28 protein-coding genes are annotated in these 24861 nt (G+C 43.7%); 23 read left to right on the top strand and 5 right to left on the bottom strand.

Going from position 1 to position 24861, the window contains the following annotated elements; translation table 11 throughout:
• Positions 1-21: 21 nt before the first annotated feature.
• The gene (flgA, locus tag FPK91_RS15210) at positions 22-633 is read right to left on the bottom strand and encodes a flagellar basal body P-ring formation chaperone FlgA (RefSeq protein ID WP_227006583.1); all 612 of its coding nucleotides are present in this window, start codon (positions 631-633) and stop codon (positions 22-24) included.
• Positions 634-854: 221 nt separating this feature from the next.
• Here flgA and FPK91_RS15205 point away from each other — a divergent pair, with 221 nt between their 5' ends.
• The 23 genes from FPK91_RS15205 (at position 855) to FPK91_RS15095 (ending at position 19698) form a co-directional block, all read left to right on the top strand.
• Positions 855-1205 carry a flagellar basal body rod protein FlgB gene (locus FPK91_RS15205; RefSeq protein ID WP_144212044.1) on the top strand — a complete coding sequence of 117 codons (351 nt, stop codon included), beginning with the start codon at positions 855-857 and terminating at the stop codon, positions 1203-1205.
• A gap of 8 nt (positions 1206-1213) precedes the next feature.
• Positions 1214-1633, top strand: coding sequence for a flagellar basal body rod protein FlgC (gene flgC, locus FPK91_RS15200; protein ID WP_144212042.1), 420 nt, complete (start codon positions 1214-1216; stop codon positions 1631-1633).
• Complete coding sequence (locus FPK91_RS15195) at positions 1633-2298, top strand: flagellar hook capping FlgD N-terminal domain-containing protein (protein ID WP_144212040.1); 666 nt, start codon at positions 1633-1635, stop codon at positions 2296-2298. Before flgC ends, FPK91_RS15195 begins: the two co-directional genes overlap by 1 nt.
• A gap of 44 nt (positions 2299-2342) precedes the next feature.
• The gene (gene flgE, locus FPK91_RS15190; protein WP_144212038.1) at positions 2343-3548 is read left to right on the top strand and encodes a flagellar hook protein FlgE; all 1206 of its coding nucleotides are present in this window, start codon (positions 2343-2345) and stop codon (positions 3546-3548) included.
• A 9-nt stretch (positions 3549-3557) separates the two neighbouring features.
• Positions 3558-4292 carry a flagellar basal body rod protein FlgF gene (locus FPK91_RS15185; protein WP_144212036.1) on the top strand — a complete coding sequence of 245 codons (735 nt, stop codon included), beginning with the start codon at positions 3558-3560 and terminating at the stop codon, positions 4290-4292.
• A gap of 61 nt (positions 4293-4353) precedes the next feature.
• Positions 4354-5139, top strand: a complete 786-nt coding sequence (flgG, locus tag FPK91_RS15180; protein ID WP_144212034.1) for a flagellar basal-body rod protein FlgG — start codon at positions 4354-4356, stop codon at positions 5137-5139.
• Between the two features lie 50 nt (positions 5140-5189).
• Complete coding sequence (gene flgH, locus FPK91_RS15175) at positions 5190-5852, top strand: flagellar basal body L-ring protein FlgH (RefSeq protein ID WP_144214457.1); 663 nt, start codon at positions 5190-5192, stop codon at positions 5850-5852.
• A 94-nt stretch (positions 5853-5946) separates the two neighbouring features.
• Positions 5947-7107, top strand: a complete 1161-nt coding sequence (locus FPK91_RS15170; RefSeq protein ID WP_168926926.1) for a flagellar basal body P-ring protein FlgI — start codon at positions 5947-5949, stop codon at positions 7105-7107.
• Positions 7107-7592: a rod-binding protein gene (locus FPK91_RS15165; protein WP_144212032.1), complete on the top strand. Its 486-nt coding sequence runs from the start codon at positions 7107-7109 to the stop codon at positions 7590-7592. Before FPK91_RS15170 ends, FPK91_RS15165 begins: the two co-directional genes overlap by 1 nt.
• Before the next feature lie 61 nt (positions 7593-7653).
• Positions 7654-9021, top strand: coding sequence for a flagellar hook-associated protein FlgK (gene flgK / locus FPK91_RS15160; RefSeq protein WP_144212030.1), 1368 nt, complete (start codon positions 7654-7656; stop codon positions 9019-9021).
• 16 nt (positions 9022-9037) lie between these two features.
• Positions 9038-9955: a flagellar hook-associated protein FlgL gene (gene flgL / locus FPK91_RS15155; protein WP_144212028.1), complete on the top strand. Its 918-nt coding sequence runs from the start codon at positions 9038-9040 to the stop codon at positions 9953-9955.
• Positions 9956-9972: 17 nt separating this feature from the next.
• Positions 9973-10998, top strand: a complete 1026-nt coding sequence (locus FPK91_RS15150; RefSeq protein ID WP_144212026.1) for a hypothetical protein — start codon at positions 9973-9975, stop codon at positions 10996-10998.
• 270 nt (positions 10999-11268) lie between these two features.
• The gene (locus tag FPK91_RS15145; RefSeq protein WP_144212024.1) at positions 11269-12087 is read left to right on the top strand and encodes a flagellin N-terminal helical domain-containing protein; all 819 of its coding nucleotides are present in this window, start codon (positions 11269-11271) and stop codon (positions 12085-12087) included.
• A 553-nt stretch (positions 12088-12640) separates the two neighbouring features.
• Positions 12641-13996: a flagellar filament capping protein FliD gene (gene fliD / locus FPK91_RS15140; protein ID WP_144212022.1), complete on the top strand. Its 1356-nt coding sequence runs from the start codon at positions 12641-12643 to the stop codon at positions 13994-13996.
• A gap of 13 nt (positions 13997-14009) precedes the next feature.
• A complete protein-coding gene (gene fliS, locus FPK91_RS15135; protein WP_144212020.1) occupies positions 14010-14390 on the top strand; it encodes a flagellar export chaperone FliS in 381 nt (126 codons plus the stop codon).
• Positions 14359-14685: a hypothetical protein gene (locus FPK91_RS15130; RefSeq protein ID WP_144212018.1), complete on the top strand. Its 327-nt coding sequence runs from the start codon at positions 14359-14361 to the stop codon at positions 14683-14685. The genes fliS and FPK91_RS15130 overlap by 32 nt, the downstream gene beginning before the upstream one ends.
• Complete coding sequence (locus FPK91_RS15125) at positions 14675-15850, top strand: flagellar hook-length control protein FliK (protein WP_144212016.1); 1176 nt, start codon at positions 14675-14677, stop codon at positions 15848-15850. Before FPK91_RS15130 ends, FPK91_RS15125 begins: the two co-directional genes overlap by 11 nt.
• Before the next feature lie 14 nt (positions 15851-15864).
• On the top strand, positions 15865-16323 hold the full coding sequence (locus tag FPK91_RS15120) for a flagellar basal body-associated FliL family protein (protein WP_144212014.1): 459 nt from the start codon (positions 15865-15867) through the stop codon (positions 16321-16323).
• A gap of 14 nt (positions 16324-16337) precedes the next feature.
• On the top strand, positions 16338-17060 hold the full coding sequence (locus tag FPK91_RS15115; RefSeq protein WP_144212012.1) for an RNA polymerase sigma factor FliA: 723 nt from the start codon (positions 16338-16340) through the stop codon (positions 17058-17060).
• Positions 17061-17075: 15 nt separating this feature from the next.
• Positions 17076-17933 (top strand): flagellar motor stator protein MotA, encoded by an 858-nt coding sequence (gene motA, locus FPK91_RS15110; protein ID WP_144212010.1) that lies wholly within the window; start codon positions 17076-17078, stop codon positions 17931-17933.
• The gene (locus FPK91_RS15105; protein ID WP_144212008.1) at positions 17933-18934 is read left to right on the top strand and encodes a flagellar motor protein MotB; all 1002 of its coding nucleotides are present in this window, start codon (positions 17933-17935) and stop codon (positions 18932-18934) included. The genes motA and FPK91_RS15105 overlap by 1 nt, the downstream gene beginning before the upstream one ends.
• The gene (locus FPK91_RS15100) at positions 18934-19365 is read left to right on the top strand and encodes a hypothetical protein (RefSeq protein WP_144212006.1); all 432 of its coding nucleotides are present in this window, start codon (positions 18934-18936) and stop codon (positions 19363-19365) included. Before FPK91_RS15105 ends, FPK91_RS15100 begins: the two co-directional genes overlap by 1 nt.
• Positions 19366-19416: 51 nt before the next feature.
• Positions 19417-19698, top strand: coding sequence for a hypothetical protein (locus tag FPK91_RS15095; RefSeq protein WP_144212004.1), 282 nt, complete (start codon positions 19417-19419; stop codon positions 19696-19698).
• A 33-nt stretch (positions 19699-19731) separates the two neighbouring features.
• Here the strand turns inward: FPK91_RS15095 and FPK91_RS15090 are convergent, their stop codons facing one another.
• The 4 genes from FPK91_RS15090 to FPK91_RS15075 form a co-directional block, all read right to left on the bottom strand.
• Entirely contained in the window at positions 19732-20775 is a 1044-nt protein-coding gene (locus FPK91_RS15090; protein WP_144212002.1) for a hypothetical protein, read from the bottom strand.
• Positions 20776-20919: 144 nt separating this feature from the next.
• Complete coding sequence (locus FPK91_RS21225) at positions 20920-21426, bottom strand: type II secretion system protein (protein ID WP_158638094.1); 507 nt, start codon at positions 21424-21426, stop codon at positions 20920-20922.
• Between the two features lie 32 nt (positions 21427-21458).
• A complete protein-coding gene (locus FPK91_RS15080) occupies positions 21459-23042 on the bottom strand; it encodes a sensor domain-containing diguanylate cyclase (RefSeq protein WP_144211997.1) in 1584 nt (527 codons plus the stop codon).
• Between the two features lie 363 nt (positions 23043-23405).
• Positions 23406-24614: a dicarboxylate/amino acid:cation symporter gene (locus tag FPK91_RS15075; protein WP_144211995.1), complete on the bottom strand. Its 1209-nt coding sequence runs from the start codon at positions 24612-24614 to the stop codon at positions 23406-23408.
• Between the last annotated feature and the right edge of the window lie 247 nt (positions 24615-24861).

Below are 24861 nucleotides of genomic sequence, written 5' to 3'. Positions count from 1 at the left end.
TTTGGATACTGAAATAAAAACTCAGAAAAGTGTACTGACTCTGCCCTGGGCAATGGGATAGGCATGAATAACCTTACCCGAACTAAGATTACGCACTCGAATTGTGGCCCCTTCTCCGCCAGACTCAAGCGCTTCACCCGTCATATTGGCATAAAAGCCATCCATTTTAGCTTCTATCACCACCCTATCGCCAATGTTAACCCATTGGGGTGAGGTGATTTGCGACACTTTAATGGCCCGATGTCGACGCACTTTATGATTAACTTGATTGCCAATCAACTGCTTTCTTTGAGTAATGAAGTCTCGGTCTGAGGCGGTTAATGTAAGCCACAGCAGTTCGATATCGTCAGAGGAAATATGCTCCCCCCGTAACAGGGGCCGATTAGCCACTGGCACCTTCGCGCTGACATTAACCCGGGCGCGAATAAATAAGCTCCAGCCTTCATCTTCACAACTTGCTCGCCTTTGGATATTGCCAAAGGGTAAGCGAGTCCCGGTAGTAATGAGCACTGCAGCGGGACAAATAGCCAAATTTGCCGCTCCAGAGGGAATGGTCACATTAATTGAATGCTTGATGGAGTCTAAGCCCGCTTGACGCTGCCACTGCTGCAATTCAGATTCTATAACTTGCATAAATTGCGCTTTTAATTGCTTTGGAACATCGCTGTGATCTTGCGCACTAACCCATTGCGGAAACAAACAGGAACACAAGAGCACCGCACAGGAAACTACTGTTCCGTCCCTAGGGAATAAAAACTTACAAACCATTGATAAACCTTGATTTAATTTTTTGGCACATAAATTGGATAGAGGAGGCATATATTGAAATTGCACATACCATACTAGGAGTTTTCATGGCTATCAACCTCGACGCCGCCTTAGGCATTCACCCGCAAACATTAGATTTTAGGGTCGAACGCAGCAAGATGCTCGCAGGCAATTTAGCCAATGCGGAAACCCCTGGCTATAAAGCGCAAGATTTAGATTTTAAAGCGGTGATGACCCAAATTAATTCCGGCATGGATGTTGGCCGAGATTACCAAACTGCCTATCGGGTTCCTTATGAGGCTTCGGCGGATCAAAACACCGTAGAGCTAGGCAAAGAACAGGCAAGGTACTCGCAAAACTCCATGGATTATCAAACCAGTCTCACGTTTTTAAACATGAAAATTTCCGGCTTACGCTCAGCCATTGAAGGGCAATAGGAACTGATATGTCATTTGGTGAAATTTATAACATTGCTGGTGCGGGCATGCATGCACAAACCATTCGCTTAAACACCGTTGCCAGTAATTTAGCCAATGCTGGGGCCGCAGCAGAAACGCCAGAGCAAGCATACCGCGCCTTAAAGCCTGTGTTCACCACGGTCTACAATGAGACTCAGCAAGGTAAAGCTAGCGGTGCCCAAATTGAAGTTAGCGCCATTGTTGAATCCGATGCGCCACTTGATTTGCGCTACGAACCCGATCATCCCTTCGCTAATGAACAGGGCTACGTCGCCTATTCAAACGTTAACACCGTTGAAGAAATGGCCGACATGATGGCGGCAAGTCGATCATTTGAAACCAATGTCGAAGTGATGAACCGCGCCCGCTCAATGCAGCAAGGTTTGCTCCAGTTAGGAAATAAATAATGAACGTAACACCCAGCACCACTAGCAGCGATCCAACAACGTCAGCACCAGTATCAAATTCACCGGGTAATGATGCTTCATCAATACGCAACGAGTTCATGACGCTGATGATTGCACAAATTCAAAACCAGGACCCAACCAACCCGATGGATGCTAACGAGTACGTCTCTCAATTAGCGCAATTCTCCCAGGTTGAGAGTTTAGAGCACATGCGTGCTAACCAGGCTGTGAGCATGGTAATGATGGAAAATCTCGCCATCGTGCAATCGGCGCAACTGGTGGGTAAAACCGCCATGGTGCCCGCAACGGAGTTGGAGCTAGATGACGTCGTAGTTGATGGCAAAGTGTATTTAGCCAATGCGGTAGAAGATCTCAGTATCGACATCAAGGATGAACATGGCGATGTGGTTCATACCCTTGAACTCGGCCCCCAAGAGCCTGGTGATATTGCCTTTGCAATCGACCCTGAAGCATTGGGTTTACCTGCTGGTGAATACAGCATTGAAGCCAATATGACCGCCGATGATGTCACTGAAACCGCAGATACCTTCATTGCTGCCACCATTGAAAAAGTTCACTTCGTTAGTGCCTCGGGCGTGATGATGGCTGAACTTGGTAACGGACTCGGCACAGTTTCAGTACTTGAAATTTCTGAAGTTTCATAACCAATACTTGAATTTTTATAACGAATAATAATTAGGATATACCCATGTCTTTCAATATCGCATTAAGTGGTTTACAAGCAACGACTCAAGACCTTAATAACATCAGTAATAACATTGCTAACTCGTCAACCGTGGGTTTTAGAAGTGGCCGTAGTGAATTTGCTGCGATTTATAACGGCGGCCAACCCGGTGGTGTCAACATGATGTCCACCAGCCAAAACTTCTCAATGGGTGGCAGCCTAGCTTACACTGGCCGCCAGCTTGATATGGGGATCCAAGGGGATGGTTTTTTTGTCCTTAATGCGCAAGATGGTAGCACCATGTATTCGCGCGCAGGCATGTTTAATCAAGATGCCAACGGTTATGTCACCGATCCTGAAGGCAACCGCTTACAAGGTTACAGTGTCGGCCCTGGTGGCCAACTGCAAACAGGTAATGTCACCGACCTACGGGTTCAATCAGGGGCATTACCCGCTTCAGCCACCACCACTGTTGGCCTAGTGTCAAACCTTGATGCCCGTGTTGATGCCATTGATCAAACTGAAACACCATTCGACCATGACGATGCTTCGACTTACCACTCTTCAAGTACCGTCACCACTTATGACTCACAAGGTAATGAACACGCTTTAACTCAGTATTACGTTAAAACAGGTGATAACGAGTGGGAAGTCCATTACATGATGAATGATGAAGATATAACCCCAGCGGGCGGTCATCAATTAGTGTTTGATGAAAATGGCACTCTCACCTCGGGCGCAGATTTCACTCTCGATGTTCCTGACAGTATTACTGGCGGCGCAGCAAGCATGAGTCTGGCACTTAGCTATGACAAAAGCACCCAGTACGCCGCTGACTACAACAACTCAAGTTTAAGCCAAAATGGTTATACCTCTGGTGAGTTAAACGGTATTCGCTTAGATGATGGCGGCAACTTATACGGCACTTACACCAACGGCGAAGAGCAACTACAGGGTCAAGTGGTACTGGCTGATTTCAGTAACCCTAATGGACTAACGCCTGTGGGTCAAAACGCCTGGGCTGCCACTAACGCTGCAGGTCAGCCGATGATTGGCGCACCAACCACTGGCACCCTAGGGTCAATTAACGCTGGCTACTTAGAAAGCTCAAACGTTGATACCACAGCGGAAATGGTTAACTTGATGAGCGCCCAGCGTAACTATCAATCCAATGCCAAAGTATTGGATGCCAACTCAACCATGCAACAAGCATTACTTAACGTAATTTAAGGCTAAATCATGGATAAGATGCTTTACACCGCAGCCACAGGCGCAGCAAGAATTATGGAAGCCCAGGCTATTCGGGCTAACAACCTTGCCAATGCTGATACCACAGGTTTCAAAGCCGACTTAGAAAGGGTTAATTCCATGGTTGTTGCCCCTACAGGTAACAGCTTGCACACCCGAGTATTAGCCCAGACTGAAAGCAGTGGATTTAGCCAGCAAGCTGGCACGTTAGATCCCACAGGTCGCACTTTAGATTTAGCCATAAGTGATCAGGGTTTATTTAGCGTCATGACGGCTGAGGGTGAAGCATATACCCGCTCAGGCGTGGTTGTTCCTGATGCACAAGGCCAGCTCACTATTGATGGACGCCCTGTTGTTGGCGTCGATGGTCCCATTGCCTTACCAGAATATCGAGAGCTGTTTATTGGTGATGATGGCCGGATCAGCATTATTGCTGATCAAGGCAACATCACTGAAGAAGTCGGCCAACTTAAACTGGTTAATCCTGAATTACAGCAATTGAATAAAGGCCATGATGGCTTATTTTACAGTCGAGATGGGTTGCAATTAGCTGCAGCCGACGACGTTCAGGTACGCAGTGGCTACCTTGAGTCAAGTAATGTGCAAGCGGTGAGCGAGCTGATTTCAGCGATGGATTTAGGTCGTCAGTTTGAAGTTCAGGTAAAACTGATGAAAAGTGCAGAAAAACTCGCTGAAGCCGGTAATCGCTTATTAAGAGATGCTTAAGTATCCAGCTGATTACCACCTTGCTCAATAGATTTACAACAGAATTTAAAGGAACAACCTCATGCAGTCTGCATTATGGGTAAGTAAAACAGGCCTAACCGCCCAAGACACTAAAATGACCACCATTGCCAACAACCTGGCAAACGTTAACACCACAGGCTTCAAACGTGACCGAGTGGCATTTAATGACTTGTTCTATCAAGTGCAGCGCCAGCCTGGTGGTCAGGTCGATGAGCAAAATGAACTCCCTTCAGGGCTACAATTAGGTACAGGTACCCGCGTTGCCAGTACCCAAAAAGTCTTCACCACAGGTGACATGCTCACCACGGGTCAGCAATTTGATTTAGCGATTCAAGGCCAAGGTTTCTTTCAAATCGAAGAAGTTAATGGCGACTTAGCTTATACCCGTGACGGACAGTTTTTCCGTAGCAGCGATGGCTTAATGGTGACCTCCCAAGGCTTGCCTTTAGTGCCAAACATTGAAATCCCCGATGAAGCATTAACCATCACTATCGCCAGTGACGGTCAGGTATCAGCGCAAATGGAAGGCCAGGCTGAAGCCCAAGAGTTAGGTCAAATCACTCTAGCAAACTTCACTAACCCTGCAGGGTTAGAAGCTCGTGGCGATAACTTATTCCGTGAAACAGGGGCATCTGGTGCAGCAATTGAAGGGGTGGCAGGCGATCAGGCGATCGGTCAAATCCGTCAAGGCTCTCTTGAAGGCGCCAACGTCAATGTGGTTGAAGAAATGGTATCAATGATCTCTACTCAACGCGCTTATGAGATGAATGCCAAAGTGGTGTCGTCAGCTGATGACATGCTTAAATTCTTAAACCAGGCATTGTAATAATCACCCTTAGCCATTTGAACCCGCTGACTGACTGGATAACAAATATGATGCGACATTGTTGGATTGCGATTGCACTGCTGCTGTCGGGCTGTGCAGCTCACTTCCCAGAGCCTGATACTGCCCCAGGTAAGCCTGAATGGGCGCCGCCAGAAATTGATTACAGTTTACCTGATGCAGATAACGGCAGCCTTTATCGTCAAGGCTATATGTTGACGTTATTCAAGGACAAGCGGGCGTTTCGTGAAGGCGATATTTTAACCGTATCACTGGATGAGAAAACCTACTCCAGTAAACGCGCTGACACCAAAACCAACAAAGAAAGCTCACTGTCCATTGCCGGACAAGGTTCTGCTGGAAACAGCAATATTGCTGGCAGTGGCGGTGCTGACACCGGCCGCTCATTTAATGGCACCGGTTCCAGTACCCAACAAAACCAATTAACCGGCTCTATTACCGTGACAGTGGCAAAAGTGCTGCCTAACGGCGCGCTGCTTATTCGCGGTGAAAAATGGTTACGATTAAATCAGGGCGATGAATACTTGCGCTTGCTAGGCCTTATTCGCACCGACGATATTGGCAATGACAATACCATTTCATCCCAACGTATTGCCGACGCCAGAATTATTTATGGCGGTCAGGGAGCGATTTCAGACAGTAATCAAATGGGCTGGGCATCGCGTTACTTTAGTAGCCCATGGTTCCCGTTATGATGCCCGTACAACCTAAGCATACATTCAGTATGAGCAGAAAATATCACCAAAAACCATTGCCAGTAATATTGCCCTTACTGGCAAGGAGCATTACATGAAACAAGCTATAGCGCTGTGCGCTTGCTTAATGATAACCCTGTTGTCATTGCCACAAACAGCGACCGCTCAAACTGCAGTCACACAAGCAGAGCAAGCGGTGCAAAACCGATACCTAATGGATATTGTTGACGTGCAAGGTATTCGTAACAACCAACTGGTTGGTTACGGTCTGGTGGTCGGCTTAGATGGCACCGGTGACCGCACCCAGGTGCGCTTTACCAGTCAATCGATTGTTAATATGCTGAAACAGTTCGGCGTGCAAATTGACGGCAGAACTGACCCAAAGCTTAAAAACGTCGCTGCGGTTGCTGTACATGCGAATATCCCGCCTTTAGCCAGTCCAGGGCAATCTATCGACATAACGGTATCTTCACTCGGTGATGCCAAGAGTTTACGTGGCGGCACCCTTTTAATGACGCCCATGCGCGCAGTTGATGGCGAGGTTTACGCCGTGGCTCAGGGTAACTTAGTGGTAGGCGGTATCTCCGCTCAAGGCCGTAACGGCTCTTCATTGACCATTAATGTTCCCACCGTTGGCACCATCCCTAATGGCGCCCTGCTAGAAGCTGAAATCCACAGTAACTTCAATGAGGGTGAGCATATTGTGCTTAACCTGCGCGACCCAAGCTTTAAAACCGCCCGTAATATTGAGCGGGCTGTAAATGACTTATTCGGCCCCAATGTTGCTGAGGCAGATAGCAGCGCTAAGGTATTGGTCAGAGCGCCACAATCAAATCGTGAACGGGTAACCTTCATGTCAATTTTAGAAGAATTACAAATTGAGCAAGGCCGTAAATCACCAAGGGTGGTGTTTAATAGCCGCACAGGCACTGTGGTCATGGGCGGTAATGTGGTGGTACGTAAAGCCGCCGTCAGTCACGGTAATTTAGTGGTGTCTATTGTTGAGAGTGAATTTGTCAGCCAGCCTAATGCGCCCTTTATGGGACAAGGCCAGGGTGAGACCGTAGTTGGCAGTGACAGTGACATTAATATTGATACCGGCAATGGCCACATGTTTGTTTGGCCTGAAGGCATTGCCCTTAACGACATTGTCCGTGCAGTGAATAGCTTAGGCGCCTCCCCAATGGACTTAATGGCCATATTACAAGCGCTCAATGAAGCGGGCGCCCTTGAAGCTGAATTAGTGGTGATCTAATGAAAATAGAAAATAACCACGGTTATTTAAATAACCTCAATGCTGCAGAAATGATTGAAGCCAATGGTGAACATGGCGCACTTGAAATGGTCAGCCAGCAATTTGAAGCGCAGTTTTTACAAACTGTGCTCAAACAAATGCGCTCGGCATCGGATGTAATGGCAGACGAAGACAGTCCATTTTCATCAAAAAATGATGGCATGTACCGTGACTGGCATGATGCAGAATTAGCTGGACGTTTAAGCCAATTACAAACCACAGGACTTGCCAGTGTGATGACCAAACAATTATCAGCTGCGCTTCAGTCACCGGCTGATGTTGTCGCTTCTAATAATCACACTGAGACAGCAGTTCATCACACTCATCACGTGGCTGAAAACGCTGTAAAAAATACAGTCAATAATCGCCCAGCAAGCCCAGTGGCAAACACCACTGCAATGCAAGCGGCGCTACATATTCCAGTGATGACCAAGTCTATAAAATAGTGTCTTTATTAATAGCCATCGCGACAGTCTGCCTGAATAGGCCTGAAATGAGGATTACACAATGAGCATGCTCAATATTGGTATGTCAGGCATTAATGCCAGTATGGCGGCGTTAAATGCCACATCAAATAACATTGCTAATGCAATGGTACCTGGCTATTCACGCCAACAAGTTATGCTAAGTACTGTCGGTAATAACGTATACGGCGGTGGTGAAGGCGTGATGGTTGATGGTGTCCGTCGCATCTCAGATCAATATGAAGTCGCCCAACTATGGAATACCACCAGTGATGTGGGTTTCGCGAATGTTCAAGCCAGCTATTATACCCAGGCAGAGCAAATTTTTGGCTCAGAAGGCAACAGTATTGCTGCGGGTTTAGACTTACTATACGCCTCATTAAACGCAGCAATGGAGCAACCCAATGATGTTGCTCTGCGCCAGGGGGTGCTCAACGAGTCCCGCGCATTAACCCAACGCTTTAACTCCATCAGCGATGGTCTTGACTCACAGATGAGACAAGTTGAAGGCCAAATTGGCGCCTCGGTGAAAGAAGTTAACGCTCTACTAGGTACCATTGCTAGCTTCAATGCTGAAATACAATCAGCAGGCAATAACCCGCCATTATCCTTGCTTGATGCCCGCGATGCCGCCATTGACGATTTAGCCGTCATTGTAGATATTCGAGTGGTTGAAGACTCCCAGGGAATGAAAAACATTTCCCTTGCTCAGGGTCAGCCATTAGTTGCCGGCACAAAATCGTCAACCTTAACCACCTCGCCGGATCCTAACAACCCAAAAGCGACTCAGGTCACCATTCAATTTGGACAGTCAAGCTTCCCGATGGATGCAAGCGCTGGTGGCAGTTTCGGTGCTTTACTGGATTATCGCGATAATAGCTTGACGGAATCAGCTGCATTTATAAATGAACTGGCAAAAACCTTTGCCGATGAGTTTAATGCCATTTTACGTGAAGGTACCGATTTAGATGGTAATAGTCCTGATATGGACTTATTCACCTATGACCCATCAAACCCCGCAGGCACCTTAAAAGTCAGCAGCGGCTTTACCGCAGAAATGCTCGCATTTGGTAAAGATGGTACCCCAGGAGATAACGAAAACTTAAAAGATTTGGTTGAGCTTGCCAATACTGAATTCACTTTTGACTCCATGGGTATCACCACCACCATGGGCGATGTGTTTGCCAGTAAAATTGGTCAATTAGGCTCAGCCTCGCGCCAAGCGCAAATGTCCCAAGACACCGCAGTAAAATTACAGATGGAAGCGCAGTCACAATGGGCAAGCACCAGTGGCGTCAGTATGGATGAAGAAGGGGTTAACTTGATTATTTATCAGCAATGCTATCAAGCCAACGCCAAGGTCATCTCAGCATCTGATCAGCTATTCCAAACCTTGCTACATTCAATCTAATTATAGGAAGTCTGTTATGCGCGTTAGCACCATGAATATGTACAGCAGTAGCTTGTTGAGCATGCAACATTTGACCAGTGATGTGGCCAGAGTCAGCCAACAAATGGCCACCGGCAAATCCATTCTGCGACCTTCAGATGACCCCATTGGCGCCGCAAAAGTGGTCACCACTCAGCGTGACTTAGCCGCCACCACCCAGTACTTAAAAAATACTGAGTCGTTAAGTAGCAGCCTTGATCGCGCAGAAACCTACCTGTCGAGCATGGTCAACCTGCAGTCTAGAATGCGTGAAATTACCATTGGCGCCAATAATGGTGCATTGTCACCAGAAGATAGAGCCGCCTATGCTGCTGAGTTAAGCGAGCTGTTGGAATCTTTTGTGGGCGTGGTAAATGCCAAAGATGATAGCGGTAATTACATCTTCTCAGGCAATGAAACAGGCACTGCACCAGTGGGCATTGATGCTGACGGAAATTACTTCTACCAGGGCGATGATGGTCACCGTGAAGTGCAGATTTCAGGTTCATCATGGATGACAGGTAACGTGACCGCCAATGAGTTTTTATTCTCATCAGATGGCACTGATATCTTAAACCAAACCAAGCAATTTATTGATGTCCTTAACGACCCAAGCCTTTCACCCGGTGATCCTGCGTTTTCACAAGCGGCAGATGACATGATGCAGGCACTTGATGACTCATTAGCCAGTATCAGTAGCGCGATTAATGATATCGGTGGTAAGCAAAACGCCCTTGGTTTAATGCAAACCAGCCACAATGAGCGCATGTTATTTAGCCAGGAGGTCATTGGTGAGACTGAAGGTTTAGATTACGCCCAAGCAACTGCAGAATTTAATTTGAAATTGACCACATTAAAAGTGACTCAACAATCATTTGTACAGGTAAGTCAGTTATCATTGTTCAACCATATGTAAGTTAGCTAGAAGACTCAATGCTTAAAGGAATTTCAGAAAGCCTCAATGTACTGCAGCGCAACCAAACGGTTGCGCCTGCACCTACTGCTGTGCCTGATGTGCAGACAGCTAAAGCACCATCACGGCCTTTTATCCCCACCCATCGCTTAGCCAGTTACCAAAAATGGGCCAAAGCCACCCAGGGTCAGCATGTTATCTCGGCCAATCAAACCGCTGAGCAAGGGCTGCAGAAAGTATCTCAGTTATTAAAGAAGTTACAAATCCCGCTAAAAAATGCCAATAGTCATAGCGGATTATCAGAACAGCAAACCGACAGTGCTAAGCAAATACAACAGCAATTAATGGCCATTGATATTAGCTATCAGCAGCAGCCTTTAGTGGATCACCAGCTCAACCTTATTAATGCCAGCCGCCCAGCTGCGAAACATTTTTTTCAATTGAAGTCGGTGGACTTACTCGGGGTAAAATCTCGGGATGAACGCATTACGGTGCAATACGGTAATCACCACGCGCGAGCTTTTTTACCCGCACATCAAAATAGCTTTTACCTTGCCAAGCAACTCACCAGCGCTTTTAAAGACATAGGTATTACCGTCCAGGCGCCGGCTCGCGAGTCCGCCATGTTAAGCAGTGACCATAAAAATTGGCAACATATCCAATCAGGGTTACTGATGTCAGGTCAGGGGCAGCGCTTACCTGCAGGTGAAGCCCGAACGGTTAAAGTCATCGAAATACTCTCATGGCAAGATCCAAAAGAGTGGCGTTTTAATAATCCACAAGAAGTCAAAAAGACGCTGGCTAAAGTGGTCAAGAGCCAACAAAAAGTCAACCAGCAAATCGGCGAACTGCGCAGCAGCCAACTGAAAATTCAGCAGCAATTAAAGCGAGCCAGCCAGCAACAATTGCAACATGCCTCAGTGGCACAAAATATGGAAAAATTAGATAAGTTAATGCAGCCCACCCCGTTTGCATCACAAGTCACCTCACTCATGGCCCAGGCGAATGTCAGTCGTGATCACGTGTCTTCTTTATTAAAAGAATAATCCTGTTGGGAGCAAAAGCCGATGCATCCCAACTTTCAATTTCTACATTCACTTTAAACTCAGGCTTACTTTAGCCAAAATTGAATCTAAAATTAATACCAAACTCGTCCTAAGCCAACCCTAAGTAACACCTACCAACAAGCCCAAGGTATTTAACCCCTTAATTTAAAAAAATAGCATTTTATTTACTTAACTGATTCAGTTTCCATTTCAAGGGTCGTTTTATTTTATGTGTAAGGCAAAACAATCTGAAACCCAAAGGAATTAATCATGTTATCAGTTCATACAAACTATGCTTCAATCGTCGCGCAAAATTCTGTTGCAAAAAGCAATGATCTAATGACTAACGCTATGGAGCGTTTGTCTACTGGTCTTCGTATTAACAGCTCAGCTGATGATGCTGCAGGTCTTCAAATTGCGACTCGCTTAAACTCTAACGTCACCGGTATGGAGCAAGCTAGCCGTAACATTAACGACGCAACGTCTATGTTACAGACCGCTGATGGCGCGCTAGAAGAATTGACTAACATCACCATGCGTCAGCAAGAGCTTGCTACCCAAGCAGCCAACGGCGTTAACTCAACAGAAGATCTAGAAGCACTAGAAAATGAATATAATTCATTGAATACAGAAATGACCCGAATCATTGAAAATACTGAATTTGCTGGCAATAACTTATTTGATGATACTGATGGTGCATTAGTGAATGGTGTTACATTTCAAATCGGTGCAAGTAGTAACGAAGTGCTAGATGTTCAAATTAACGGCGGTTACACAATTGCTGATGTTAGCTGGAGTGATGATACTGACGATGCAACTGCAACAATGGATGCTGTTAAAGACTTAACCCAAGCAGTAGGTGTAGATCGTTCAAACTTAGGTGCTAACATTAACAGCCTTGGTCATACGGCAGCTAACCTAGCTAACGTGACTGAAAACACTAAAGCTGCTGCGGGTCGCATCATGGATGCCGATTTCGCCGTTGAATCAGCTAACATGACTAAAAACCAACTACTCGTTCAAGCAGGTACCACGGTATTGGCTAATGCTAACCAGAACACTGGTTTAGTGATGAGCTTATTACGTTAATAACAATTAACATAATATCGTGGCTCGATATCCACCGAGCCTAAACAAAAGGGCCAACGGGCCCTTTTTTAGTGCTCATCGTAAAGCAAACTGTTATTCCAAACATAATCAAAGCATATTGCGTTGTTGACATCAGTAAGACTTTTAATGGCGCAATTACCCATCATTAATCCTTTTCGCTGACACCGCTGAACCAATCTTATTAGGCCTTTCTTAATAGCTCTTTCTTAATAGACTTTCCATATTCAACCAATCTGGCTAATCCTAATCCCTTTTATGTCTCTGGCACCCATGACTTCTTTAAATAGGCATTATTATCATAAAATTCAGCGGTTTCTCTTCAGACAAGCTATGCCCCTGTCGCCTTCTATTGGCTATAGAACATCTTTGGGTTCTTAAATAACACAACGGAAGCCCTACTTCCATCGGACTAAAAAAACGGAAGTTAGTTAACCTATTGCGTCAGCATAAAAACAAATAAACAAGGTTAAACAATAACTTGAGCGTTGGCACGAAGTTTGCTAATCACCAAGTTAGATAATAAGGAGTTGCCATGATTTCAGGTATGAGTGCCGCCTCATTTGCCGAACAATTAGTTGCTGCAGAGCGAATGGGGAAAGATATCCTCTATAAAACTAATTTAGATAACAGCAAAGCACAAATTGATGCTTATAAAATTCTTGAAAGCACCTTGAACAAGATGACCAGTAATCTGGACAACTTAAAAGGGGATGCCTTTGATGGGAAAAGCACCGAAATTAGTGATGATAGTGCCATCATTACCGTTGATAACGATGCCCCTTCTGGAGTCTATGACTTATACGTTAAGCAAATAGCCCAGGCCCATCAAGTCAGTAAGTCCTTTGACAGTGAAGATTCAATACTGCCAACCTCAGGTGTATTGAGCATTGATGTGGGCGGCGACACCATTGAAATCGATATGGCCGAGCTTAATGCCACAGGCACCCGCACGGTTGGCGATCTTCGTGATGCTATTAATAAACATCCAGATAACCCAGGTGTGCAAGCTTCTTTAGTGAGAACTGGTGGCCAAGTTGAGTTACTGCTGACCTCTAAAGAGACCGGCGCGGCAAGCGCTATTGATGTGAAAATGGATGGTCAGGATTGGGGCACACAGGAGCGAACTAAAGCTCAGGATGCTGAGTTCACCCTCAACGGCATTCAAATTACCAGCAGCTCAAATTACCTAGAAAATGTCATAGATGGCGTCAATATAGAACTTAAAAAAGTTCATCAAGTGGGCGAAAGCGCCACTATTACAATCGCTACAGATATCACTGGTACTGAAAAAGCCGTCAATGACTTTGTTGATTCATTTAATGAATTAATGACCCAGTTAGATCAACTAACACGCTCTATGGGTAGTTCGGTTTTAGACGATATCAACAATGATAAAGACAAAGACGATGATGACGACGAAGACGATGATGATCATTCGTCCATTACCGAAGATCAAATCGGCATTTTAAAAGGTGACTCAAGCCTGCGGATGCTGCAAAGCAATATTCGGGCGGCTATTTTTGAACCCGCACCTAATGGCATGCGCCTATCTGACATCGGCATCGAAATGGGCCGTGATGGCAAGCTTTCAGTTAATGATGACAAACTTAGTCAGGCCATTAAAAGCGATCCTGATGCCGTTAAAGAAATGTTTACCGCTGACGGTGGCTATATCAGCCGTATGGACGCCATTATTGACCCATATACCAAGTCAAATGGTTACATCGATTTAAAGCAGAAAAACCTCGATTCCAAAGTCACCCAAATTGAAGACAACATGTCTCGCCACGACACCTTAATGGAACAGCGCTACCAAATCTATTTGGGTCAATTCACCGCCATGGAAACCACCATTAGTCAGCTTAGTGCGGCTAGTGCACTGTTTTAATCAGGAATAAATAATGTTGAATGAATACGATCCTTTCAATGCCTACAAGCAAACCACACTTGACGCTCGCGTAGCCGCAGCAAACCCGCACGAAATGGTACGAATGCTACTTGATGGTCTGTTGGAAGAAATTGAACGAAGCGGTGGTTTTATGGAGCGTCGTAGCTTTGAGGATAAAGGCAAGAGTATCAATAAGTGCCTCAACATTATTCATGGTTTAGATTCAATGCTCGATCTTGAAAACGGTGGCGAAATCGCCACCACACTCAATCGTTTATATGATTTTTGCAGCCGTCAAATGATCACTGCAAGCGTTCAAAATAGTATCGCAGAACTCACCCCCGTTATTAAGGTAATTACCGATGTCCGAGCAGGCTGGAGCAACCTCAACTAATCAATGGTACCAATTTGAAGTGGCATTATTGAAGTATGCCGAACTCAAAGATTGGCCAAAGGTTGAAAGGGTGAACGAACTCATGATGATAGCGCTGGTTGCTAAGGGGAAGCCCACCACCAAAGCGCAATTATTGGGACGTCAATCGCTTGAAAGAGCGCATAAAAAAGTCATTGAGATGGCGGTGGCAGAAAAACAAGCCATTGCTAAAGAAATGGAAAAATTTCAAGCACAACAGGATGGCTTAGCAGCTTACGAGCTCACCCATATAAGTGGAACACTTTATGATAAATAATCTTACAGGTTTGGGCAGCCTGAATGGCTCAATGAGTGTTCAAGCTAGTAGTAAGCAACATAGCAGCTTTGATAATAATGCTGAAGAGCAAGCGTTTATGGGCTTTGTGATGCCTGACATTGCCAATAACGTCCCATTATTAAACCAAAATACTGTTACGACCCATCAACAGGGTCCTAATCATCAAGGTGCTCATATTCAAAGTGATCATCACAGTGCTGTAGCAAACAGTATTCTTGTCAGTCAACTGCCAGCCAATTTGCAGACTGAATTAAAACAGTTGCCACAATTAAGCACACAGTTAACCCATGATACCCAGGGACAGCTGCATTTTCAGCTACCTGCTGATGTGATGGCGAAATCATTAAGCACTGAAGCGGCGTCGTTAATTCAGCAGCAGGCTGGCCAGGTAGATAAACCTGCCGCACTGCCTGTAATGCCGACAGCACCTGTTTACCAGCAAGCGTTGATGCCAGCCACATCGCCTCAGCAAACTGCAGCCATACAGCCCCAAACCTATAACCCTAGCTTGAAACATTTCTCGGAAAATCAGCCACAGAACGCTAATTTCACACCTAACCAATTCAATAGCCAGTTTACGACTAGCGCCCTTGGCAATACTGAAGTGGCCAATAGTGAACTTGATAGTATCAATCAAGTGATCCAGCAGCTCACCACAGCGGCCAATAAAAGCCCAAGCAGTGTTAGCCAATGGGGCCCTGTTTCAGTCACGCAATCAGCGCCATTATTACACCAGGCCCACGAAATGATGTCGCCGTTAAGGGAGCAATTGCGCTTTCAAATCGATCAGCAAATTAAACAGGCTGAACTGCGATTAGATCCGCCAGAGCTTGGCAAGGTTGAACTGAATATTCGACTTGATGGTGACCGCCTGCATGTGCAAATGCATGCTGCTAACCCCGCAGTTAGAGATGCGCTACTTATGGGGCTAGACCGCCTTCGTATGGAGCTTGAAATGGACCATGGTGGCCAGGTTGATGTTGATGTTGATGTTGATGTTGATATTAGTCAGCAACAACCTGGGCAAGATGCTCAAAAACAACAGCACAATATCCAGCCCGAATTGCACATTGCACCTCAAGCAAATGAGCAAGTACATACCGCAGCAAAGAATCAACAAGACCAGGTAGATTTACTCGCCTAATTAAGGAATAAAAAATGGCTATTGGTAAAAACAAACTTAGTAAAATTATCGGCTTCGCCATTCTATTTTGTACTTGGTCTGCTGGTGTTTTTTGGATGGGATGGAAATCTCCAGAAATGATAGGAGCCCCATTCTCTGTTTATCAACCCGCGCCTAAACCAGCCAGTTTTTTCCCATTGGATAAATTTGTGTTCTCTATTCAAGGCACGAATAACTCACATTATTTGTTATTGGAACTAGCCTTAAAAAGTCGATCTAAAGATGCTGAAACTACGATTAAAAATGCTGATTCCTTGATTAAAAATGCCTTGATGAAAATGTTTTCAGAGAAGAGTCACCAGCAACTGATCACCGGTAACCAATTGGATCCGTTACAAATAGAAGCCCTAGAATTACTCACTGCCGTTTTGAGTGAGAACGACTTCAACATCGAACTCGAAGACGTCCTGTTCACCAAAATGGTTATCCAGTAGAAGGAAACTGTCATATGCAATCAGGCCAACTCGCTTACCAAGCCGCCTCTGACGGAGAAAATGTTAATCGCCTTACAGAAGCTCAGGTGATGAAACAATATTTACCGCTAGTAAAAAAGTCAGTATCACACCTAAGGACTCATTGTGGAGCTGCGCTGGCAATTGAAGATATGGAACAAATAGGCTTAATGGCGCTACTCGAGTCGGCTAGGCGTTACCCTGGCGAATATGACAATGGTTTTCTCTCATATGCTGGTCAGCGGATCCGTGGCGCAATTCTCGATGAATTACGCCGTCAAGATTGGCGGCCTCGACCTGTGAGACAGCAAGCCCATGAGCTCAATGACACGGTGCGTAAACTCATTAGAGAGTTAGGACGTGAGCCCACCGATATGGAAGTGGCTGCGACTTTAGATTTATCAAAAGAGCAATATCGCGAACGATTGTTTGCGACACAATCAGAATCAATGAAAAGCCTTGATGAAATGCTCAATGATGGCATTAATTTCAAAGATAAAAGCTGCTTTATCGAACAAATAACCAATAAAGACACATTATTCAAAGCTATTTCAAAATTAAACAAAAGAGAACAGGTAATTCTGTCGCTTTACTATCAGCATGAACTTAATTTAAAAGAGATCGCTGCCACCTTAGGGTTGACTGAAACGCGAATATGCCAGCTGCATAAGCAAACGATAATCAACCTTCAGCAAATCTATCAACAGTGGGAGCGATAAAACCAGGTAGGAAATATGAGCAAGTTAGTAGGGATATTGATCATTCTTTTTTCAGTATTTGGTGGATATATGTGGGCTGGTGGCAGCCTAAAATCATTATGGCAACCTGCTGAAATTCTTATTATTTTTGGAGCTGGACTGGGCGCATTGATTATCGCCTCTCCTCGTGCTGTTCTTGATGAAATGCTCGAACAAATTAAAGACGTATTTTCTACAGAAAAAGAAGACCCTGAACTCTACCCTCAACTATTTGGGTTAATGAATATGTTAATGAGCCAGATCCAATCACAAGGATTAAAGGTACTTGATGAACATATTGATAAGCCCAACGAAAGCTCTCTATTCCTTATGTATCCAGCGGTATTAGACCACCCAAATGTACTGCAATTCCTTATCGACAACTTACGCTTACAGTCAATTGGCAAGCTCTCTCCCCACGATTTGGAACATATGCTAGCTGAAGAAATCGAACGCATCGAAGATGACAGTTTACGCCCATCTCATGCGCTATCCAAAATAGCTGAAGCCATGCCTGGCTTTGGTATTCTTGCTGCGGTTATGGGGATTATTATCACCATGTCTAATATCGATGGTCCTATCACTATGATTGGCGTAAAAGTCGCAGCTGCATTGGTTGGAACCTTTATTGGTATCTTCGCCTGTTATTGCTTTTTTGACCCATTATCTAAGTCACTGGAACATTTAGTTGAACGCAGAACAGCGCAGCTTCGTTGTGTTGCAGCCGCTTTAAGTGCATTTGCCAAAGGTAAACCACCAATGCTGGCTTTAGACGCTGGGCGTAAACAAATTCAGTCAGAAAACCGTCCATCTTTTATTGAGCTAGAACGCTGGATAGAGGAGCAACGTGGCTAATGGCTATTCAACAAGAACCGGTGATAATAACCCGCAGAAAACGTAAGAAAGGGGTAAGTGCACATGGCGGCGCTTGGAAAGTCGCCTTTGCTGATTTTACCTTAGCGATGATGGCACTATTTATGGTGCTGTGGATCATGCAAGTTGCTGATCAGAAAGAGCGAACTTTAATTGTTCAATATCTAAAGGGTGACATGTACTCATCAGGACCAATAAATCCATTTGATTTAAGTAATTCATCATCCTTGATTGACCTTAATGGTGGCTTATCGATTGAAACTTCTATTATGCCAAGCGCAGGGCAAGGAAAAAATGCCATTGCAATCGATAAACGTCATGCATTAGGCGAACAAAGTTCACCATCAGGTGAAGCTAATAAGCTTAACTCACTGCTGCCCGGAGAATTTGAAACTCAAATACAACTTGAAGTGCTAGCTCGTGAAATTGATCAAGTTATTACCAGTATGGACATGTATGCCAATGTAGATTTACAAATCGTCCCGCAAGGAATTCGAATTCTGGTACATGACAATGTCGAACAGTTTATGTTTACCCGTGGCAGTGCTGAAATACAAAATTATTTTGAAGATTTACTGCTCGCATTAGGTGAACTTCTTGGCCAAATCAATAATGGACTGAGTATTTCTGGCCATACAGATTCATTACCATTCGCAGGTTCGACTTTTACCAACTGGGAACTGTCAAGCAAGCGGGCATTGCTCGCCAGACGGATACTTGAAACGGGTGGAATGGGATATAAACAAGTGGTTCAAGTTACGGGGATGGCTGATCAATCACTTTATGTTTTAGATGATCCTGGGGCTGCAGCTAATCGACGAATTGAGTTGTTAGTGCTGACAAAAAAAGCAGAAGATGAGCTTCGCATGATGACGGGACAGCAAAGTCGGTATACCCCTAATAATGCACCGATTAGCAATAAAGTGGATCAAGCGATAAAAGCTGCTGAGGATAATACACCAAGAGTACGGTATTCAAACTAATGACTGACGAATCTAATGATATAGCGGTATTTATTAGCAGAGAAAATCGCGCCGAAGCCGAACTAACCGTCTCGGTAAATAATCGAGTACATTCTAGATTAAACCTTCGGGATTCACAGCAAGAACTGGCAATAGCTTGCGATGGAATTAGCGTTAAACTGCATCAAAAAAATTGGTTGTTAATGCAAGAGTTAGGCATAGCCAATATTAAGGATATCAGTTTAAGTGGATTGGGGTTAATCACGCCACTATCGCTTGAGCTGAATAGTATTTTATGGATTGAAATTCAGCAGCAGTTTTTTGAATTTAAAATTATGCGCATGTATTCCATTAATCAAAGATTAAATTTTATTGGCGGCAAATGGGAGTTAGGTCATCAACCTAAGTTGATCAAACTTTTAGCCGAAATTAATCGCTTAAAAAAATCTTGATTAGTTCTTAATATTCAGTGTGATTTCTGCCATAAAAATAGGGATGAACTTATGCAGACTAGAGATAAAAGGAAAGGACCAGATGGCTTGCAAAAGCTATTTCTATATCTGATTCTTCTTGAATGGTTTTTACTGATTTACACCACAACAACTATTAGCAGAATGACCTTTCGACAAGGGATGATGACCTTGGTGCTGTTACTCGGATTTAACCTAATATTAGGCAAACTCTGCACTAAAAGAGCTAAGCGGTCGACTGATGGTTATATTATTTATCCAGTTATCTGCGGCGGATTATTGTCGTTTTTATTAATGCTATTCTTTATTTTTTAACGTAAAATTTTTTAATCAGTCAGAAAAATAACCCTAATAATCCTCAGATTTAGATCCACCAACAGCATTAAGTGTTTTTACATCAACACACGGTTTAGAATTAGCACTGCAAGCTAAAAGTGTCACTTCAATACCTGCGGGATGTGTTTTTTCCGCCAATGCGAGCCCTAAATGATTGACCTTTTTATATAGCGCTTTGTAGCTGTCACTCTCTATTGACGCAAACTTAAAACTATCACCAATAGCAAATAATCTGGGCTTATTCAGTATGAGTCGATTTGAGTTTTGATCTGATAATTGTTGATAGGTTAAAGCAAGTTGGCCAGCTAAATCATCACGACTAATCACTGCTGTTATCTTTGATGAATCATCGAAATCAAACATGACGGTCGGTGATAAATTTTCAATTGGGGTATTTGCTGCCACGCTATGTTGATAGGCTTGCTGCCATGTATTTTTAAGCCCTTTATAATCCGCTTGTTGCTGCCATAAATCCGTTAAAGCTCTTTGCATACTCAACCCTGAATTTGGGGTATCAAAAAGCAACTGATTAACACTTTTTGTATCAATTGTGGTATCGATTACATCAGTTTTCAGATCTACTTTGATGAGGCTTTCATGGAGAAGTAACTGCCAAGCTGTTGCTGCAAAATCAGCACTGACTTTCACATGATAGTCATCAAGTAAGTCTTGTTGGACGAGATATTCAGCGAAAGAGATAAAGCGTTCACGCTCAAGATTGGTGACGGGCAAAACTTCAACTGATGAGTGATCCTTTAGCTTACAAAAACCGCTAGTGGCAGATTTTTTGTAATCAGTGCAAACCTCAATTCCTAATTTTTCAATCTGGTATTTACGCACTTCAAATTGACGAAAGTTGATCACACTAACCGTCGCACTCTGGCGATCAGATAAACTGTTTAGCGCAGCCTCTGTAAACTCAACCTCAGCAAAACACCCGTTACACTGGATGTTAACCCTCAAGTCATGAGTGTTAGCCTGAGTCGCTGCAGTTACACTAGCAAACATCCCTATTATGACAACCACGGCCTCAATAATGCGGTTGTATGCTCTCATATTATAAAGTCCATTTTATTCAGCAGTTCCTATTTATAACCATTTCCCAATAGCAAACTTACAATTGCATCGACGCTATTTTATATAACATAGTAAGTCATCTATTCTTGAAGCTACATCTTGTGATGTCGCTAAACAAAAACACTAACAGCCTTCTAAATCAGACTCAACTAAAGGTAAATCAATCGCGCTTTGCGGTTCAGAATATCGTATCTCGCAATCATTAACGGAATAGTCTGCAGCAGGTCTAATTCTTAGACCATCTCGACCCGCTTTGGTATATCGAGTCAATTCAAAGTCATCACCATCAACGATATTAATCGCTCTAGCAATACCCGCTTCTGTATCTCGAGGGTAACCATAGGCAAGCCTAATACTTGCCCCTTGAACAATAATCAAATTACTGCTGCCAGCGGGTATTGTAGAATCACAATCAGCACGGATCACACACGCTGAATGAACCAACTCTTTAGCGCTACCAATTGCACCCGATACGCCACGCATATTGGCACTGTAAGCATCTTCTTTTAACGAAATAAAATTCGGCGCTGCAACAACTGCAAGTATGCCGAGAATAATAATGACCACCACAAGCTCTATTAAAGTAAAGCCATAAGATGATTTTCTAGCGTATCTTGATAATATTGCCACTGACACTCCTTAAAAATAATGAATACATATGGCTATGTATACATACAAACTTGATTCTTGCCTTGGTGTTTTGCATTGTACATTGCCGTATCTGCACGATGGATCAAGCTGTCAGTATCTTTATCTTCACCTTTCGCAATAGCTAAACCAATACAAGCACTGATAGAAATTGAGTGGTTATCAATCTGAACCGGCTTTCTCAATAATTGTAATACTTTCTCAGCCGCACATTTTGCGGGTTCAATAGATTCTATATTAGGCATTAAAACAATAAACTCATCACCGCCATAACGAGCCAGTATATCGTCGATAAAAAGGTGTTTGTTAACTCGCTCAGCAAGACTCTTAAGCAGTTTATCTCCTACACCGTGACCATACTTATCATTCACCTTTTTGAAGCCATCAAGGTCAATAAACAATAATGAGAAATATTTTTGTTGTTGCAGTAAATCAGCAATTTTATTTCTGATTGCCATCCTGTTAGCAAGCCCAGTAACCGCATCATGATGAGCTAGATGTAACGCTTGTGCTTGCGCCTTAGCAAGATCTGCGGTTCTGTTGGCCACCCTATATTCTAACTCTTCCCGCCCACTGCGGATCTCCAGTGCCATTTGTCTAAAGCTATCAAAAAGTTTGGCAAACTCTGCAGTATGAAAGCCCCGATATAGCCTGGGGGTCTCATCTTCGCCAATATCTGTTAAGCCGCGAGTTTTGTTGGTTAAAATATCAATAGGACGTGTTATAAGTCCGACAATCCACCAACTAAACAAACTACATACAACTAATGAAATAATACCCACCAGCAAAGTAAATTGAATAACGTCAAAAGCGCGCTGCTCAAGCTCAGCTATGGGTTGCGGGATCATAACTCCCCAGCCAGTGGTAGGCACAACATCGAAGCCTGCGATCATATCGGCCTTAACTGCTGGAGAGTAAAATTGACTGACACCGGTTTCACCGGCCATCATTTGCTGCACGATACTTATCTTACTGATATTTTTAGCTTCAGCTTGCCACTGCTTATTGGGATGGGCTAACACATTGCCCAATTTATCAACGATAGCTGCGTGCCCTTTTTCACCAAAGACTAATGCTGACTGCAATTGTTCAATATAAGTGGCATGCATGGTGGCAAGCCAAATTCGGTTATCTGTGGTTTGCCTAATCATGTAAAGAGTCGGCTCGACCACTCCCTCTTTATGAATCGGGGTGAAATGAGGATGATTTAAATTAGAGAGATTAAATGGATTTTCTGGGTTGGTAAGTGACTTAGGCTGAGAGGCTTCAGGGCCAAACAATATCGCAGTCCGTTGTCCATTTTCGTCAAAGACCCCAACAGACACCACATCAATAACGTCTAAGAGTTGCATCAATTCATCATCAACAACTTGTTCACTGCCGATATTGGTTACAGTGGTGAAAATAGCCAAAGCGTCAACAGCATATCGGTTTAGTGCTTTAGTAATATTGCTGGCAAGTAACAAGTGCTTGTCGTGAACCATATTGAATTCATTGTTTAACGCTGAATTAACCGACCACAAAGAAAGTGTACTGATAGGAATGACGGAAATAAGTGTCATCACCAAAAAAATGAGGTGTCGAAAAGGTAGCTTCATTGAGTATCCATGCTCGAATTTTAATAATTCTATGCCTTATCGAGACATAGTTAACTAAACGATGATGCTAAACATTGCTGTTAAAAATAAACAATACATAGGCTTCAAAATTTCTCATGAAGCGAGGGATTTTCACGGCAAAATAACGTTAACAACTGTTACAAAATTAAGGGTCGCATTGTCACACATGGTTAAAGCCCGTTCAACTAATAGCTTATGATAATCGAACAAATACCCTACAAGTTTGACCTCGTACGCAGAACAATTCATGACAATGAAATAAAAAACGCCATAAATAGTAATTTATGGCGTTTCATCAATTAATTTCAATGCTTAAGTAATGATATTCAAGAACCTGCGTTGTTATGGCGCTGAGGATAAATATTGCTTGCCATTAATTCGTTCGATGATTTGTGTCGCTGTTAAATCATGGACTACGTTTATAACAGTGGAAGCAGCATCAGTGATAGCCCCTAGCACCACTAATATTGGAATCACTTCTAGTGGCAAACCTAAGGTCGTCACAATAAAGATTTCACCTAAAAAGGCCCCCCCAGGAACCCCACCAATAACAAACGCTGACAATATCGAAATCAAGATAGTTAACATGAATACGTCAGAGGTAAACTCGAGCCCCAACAGCGAATAAATAAACACGATTTTAAGCGCGGTGATCATTGCTGCGCCGCCTTTATTTAAGTTAACCAATAACGGTAAACTTATTTCCGCAATTTGCTCATTTAAGCCCATTTTACTCGCTGCGCGGATATTGACGGGAAGTGTCGCTAACGAAGAACTGGTACCCAATGCAGTTACTGCCGGATCCAGCATATTTGCCCAAAAGGTTCTAACCCCTTTTACTCCACCACCAATCCAGGCATAAAAACTGGACCCTACGGTTAAATAGAGGAATGTCGCAACCAGAAAGATCCCCACAGCACGAGCAAATGTGCCCATAAGCTCAGCATCTTGACTGGCCATCGTTGCAGCAAAATATGCACCTAAACCAATTGGCGCGGCATACATCAAAATGGCAATGATCTTCATAATCACAGTATTAAGACTATCCAGTAAAGCGGACACTTTAAGGCCATCCTCACCTGACTGACCAATCGCTATACCACTAATTACCGACATAATAATCAGGGCGAGAATATTCGATTTTGACAACAATCCCACAAAGTCGTTGGTGGTTAATAAGCTCACAAAATCCATTTGACCTGTAGCTTCAACAGTGTCAGCTAATTCGAGTGTGACTCCCTGAGCAGGATCATAGGCCAATGCCAATAACACAATCCCGACAGCAGGGATCATGGCCATGAGAACTGACACTCCCATGATAGTGGCCAAAATAGAACCGAGCTTTTTGAGATCTGTCATTTTGGCAATAGATGACATAACACTGACAGCCACCAACGGCACTATAATCATGAACAATAAATTAAGAAAAATTTGCCCTATGGGTTTGAGTTTTATTGCCACTTCAGGCACTAAAAAACCTAGCATTCCACCGAGCATGAGTGCCGAAAGTAAAATGATTGATGAGCGGTAGGCGCTAAGAGCGTTCCACATATTGCTTTTCCATAAGTTCTGTTGTTTAAAATTAAGAGAGATAAACCATAACGTGAATGTGCAAGCATAGTCTATATACAGTTACTTGAAGCCGTTGGTTATATCCTTAAAAAACTAATTAATTAACTAAAGCTATTTAGTTCTGGTCAAAGAAGCTCCTAATCTTAAAAATAAAAAAACCTGCAAAAGCAGGTTTTTTATTTTAAGTGCTAATTAAATAAGCACGATACTCATTATCGAATGACTA

It is taken from the genome of Shewanella donghaensis (genome assembly GCF_007567505.1).
GTDB classification, from domain to species: Bacteria; Pseudomonadota; Gammaproteobacteria; order Enterobacterales; family Shewanellaceae; genus Shewanella; species Shewanella donghaensis.
The sequence above is the reverse complement of the archived record's forward strand: the minus strand, read 5'-3'. Positions and strand labels throughout refer to the sequence as shown.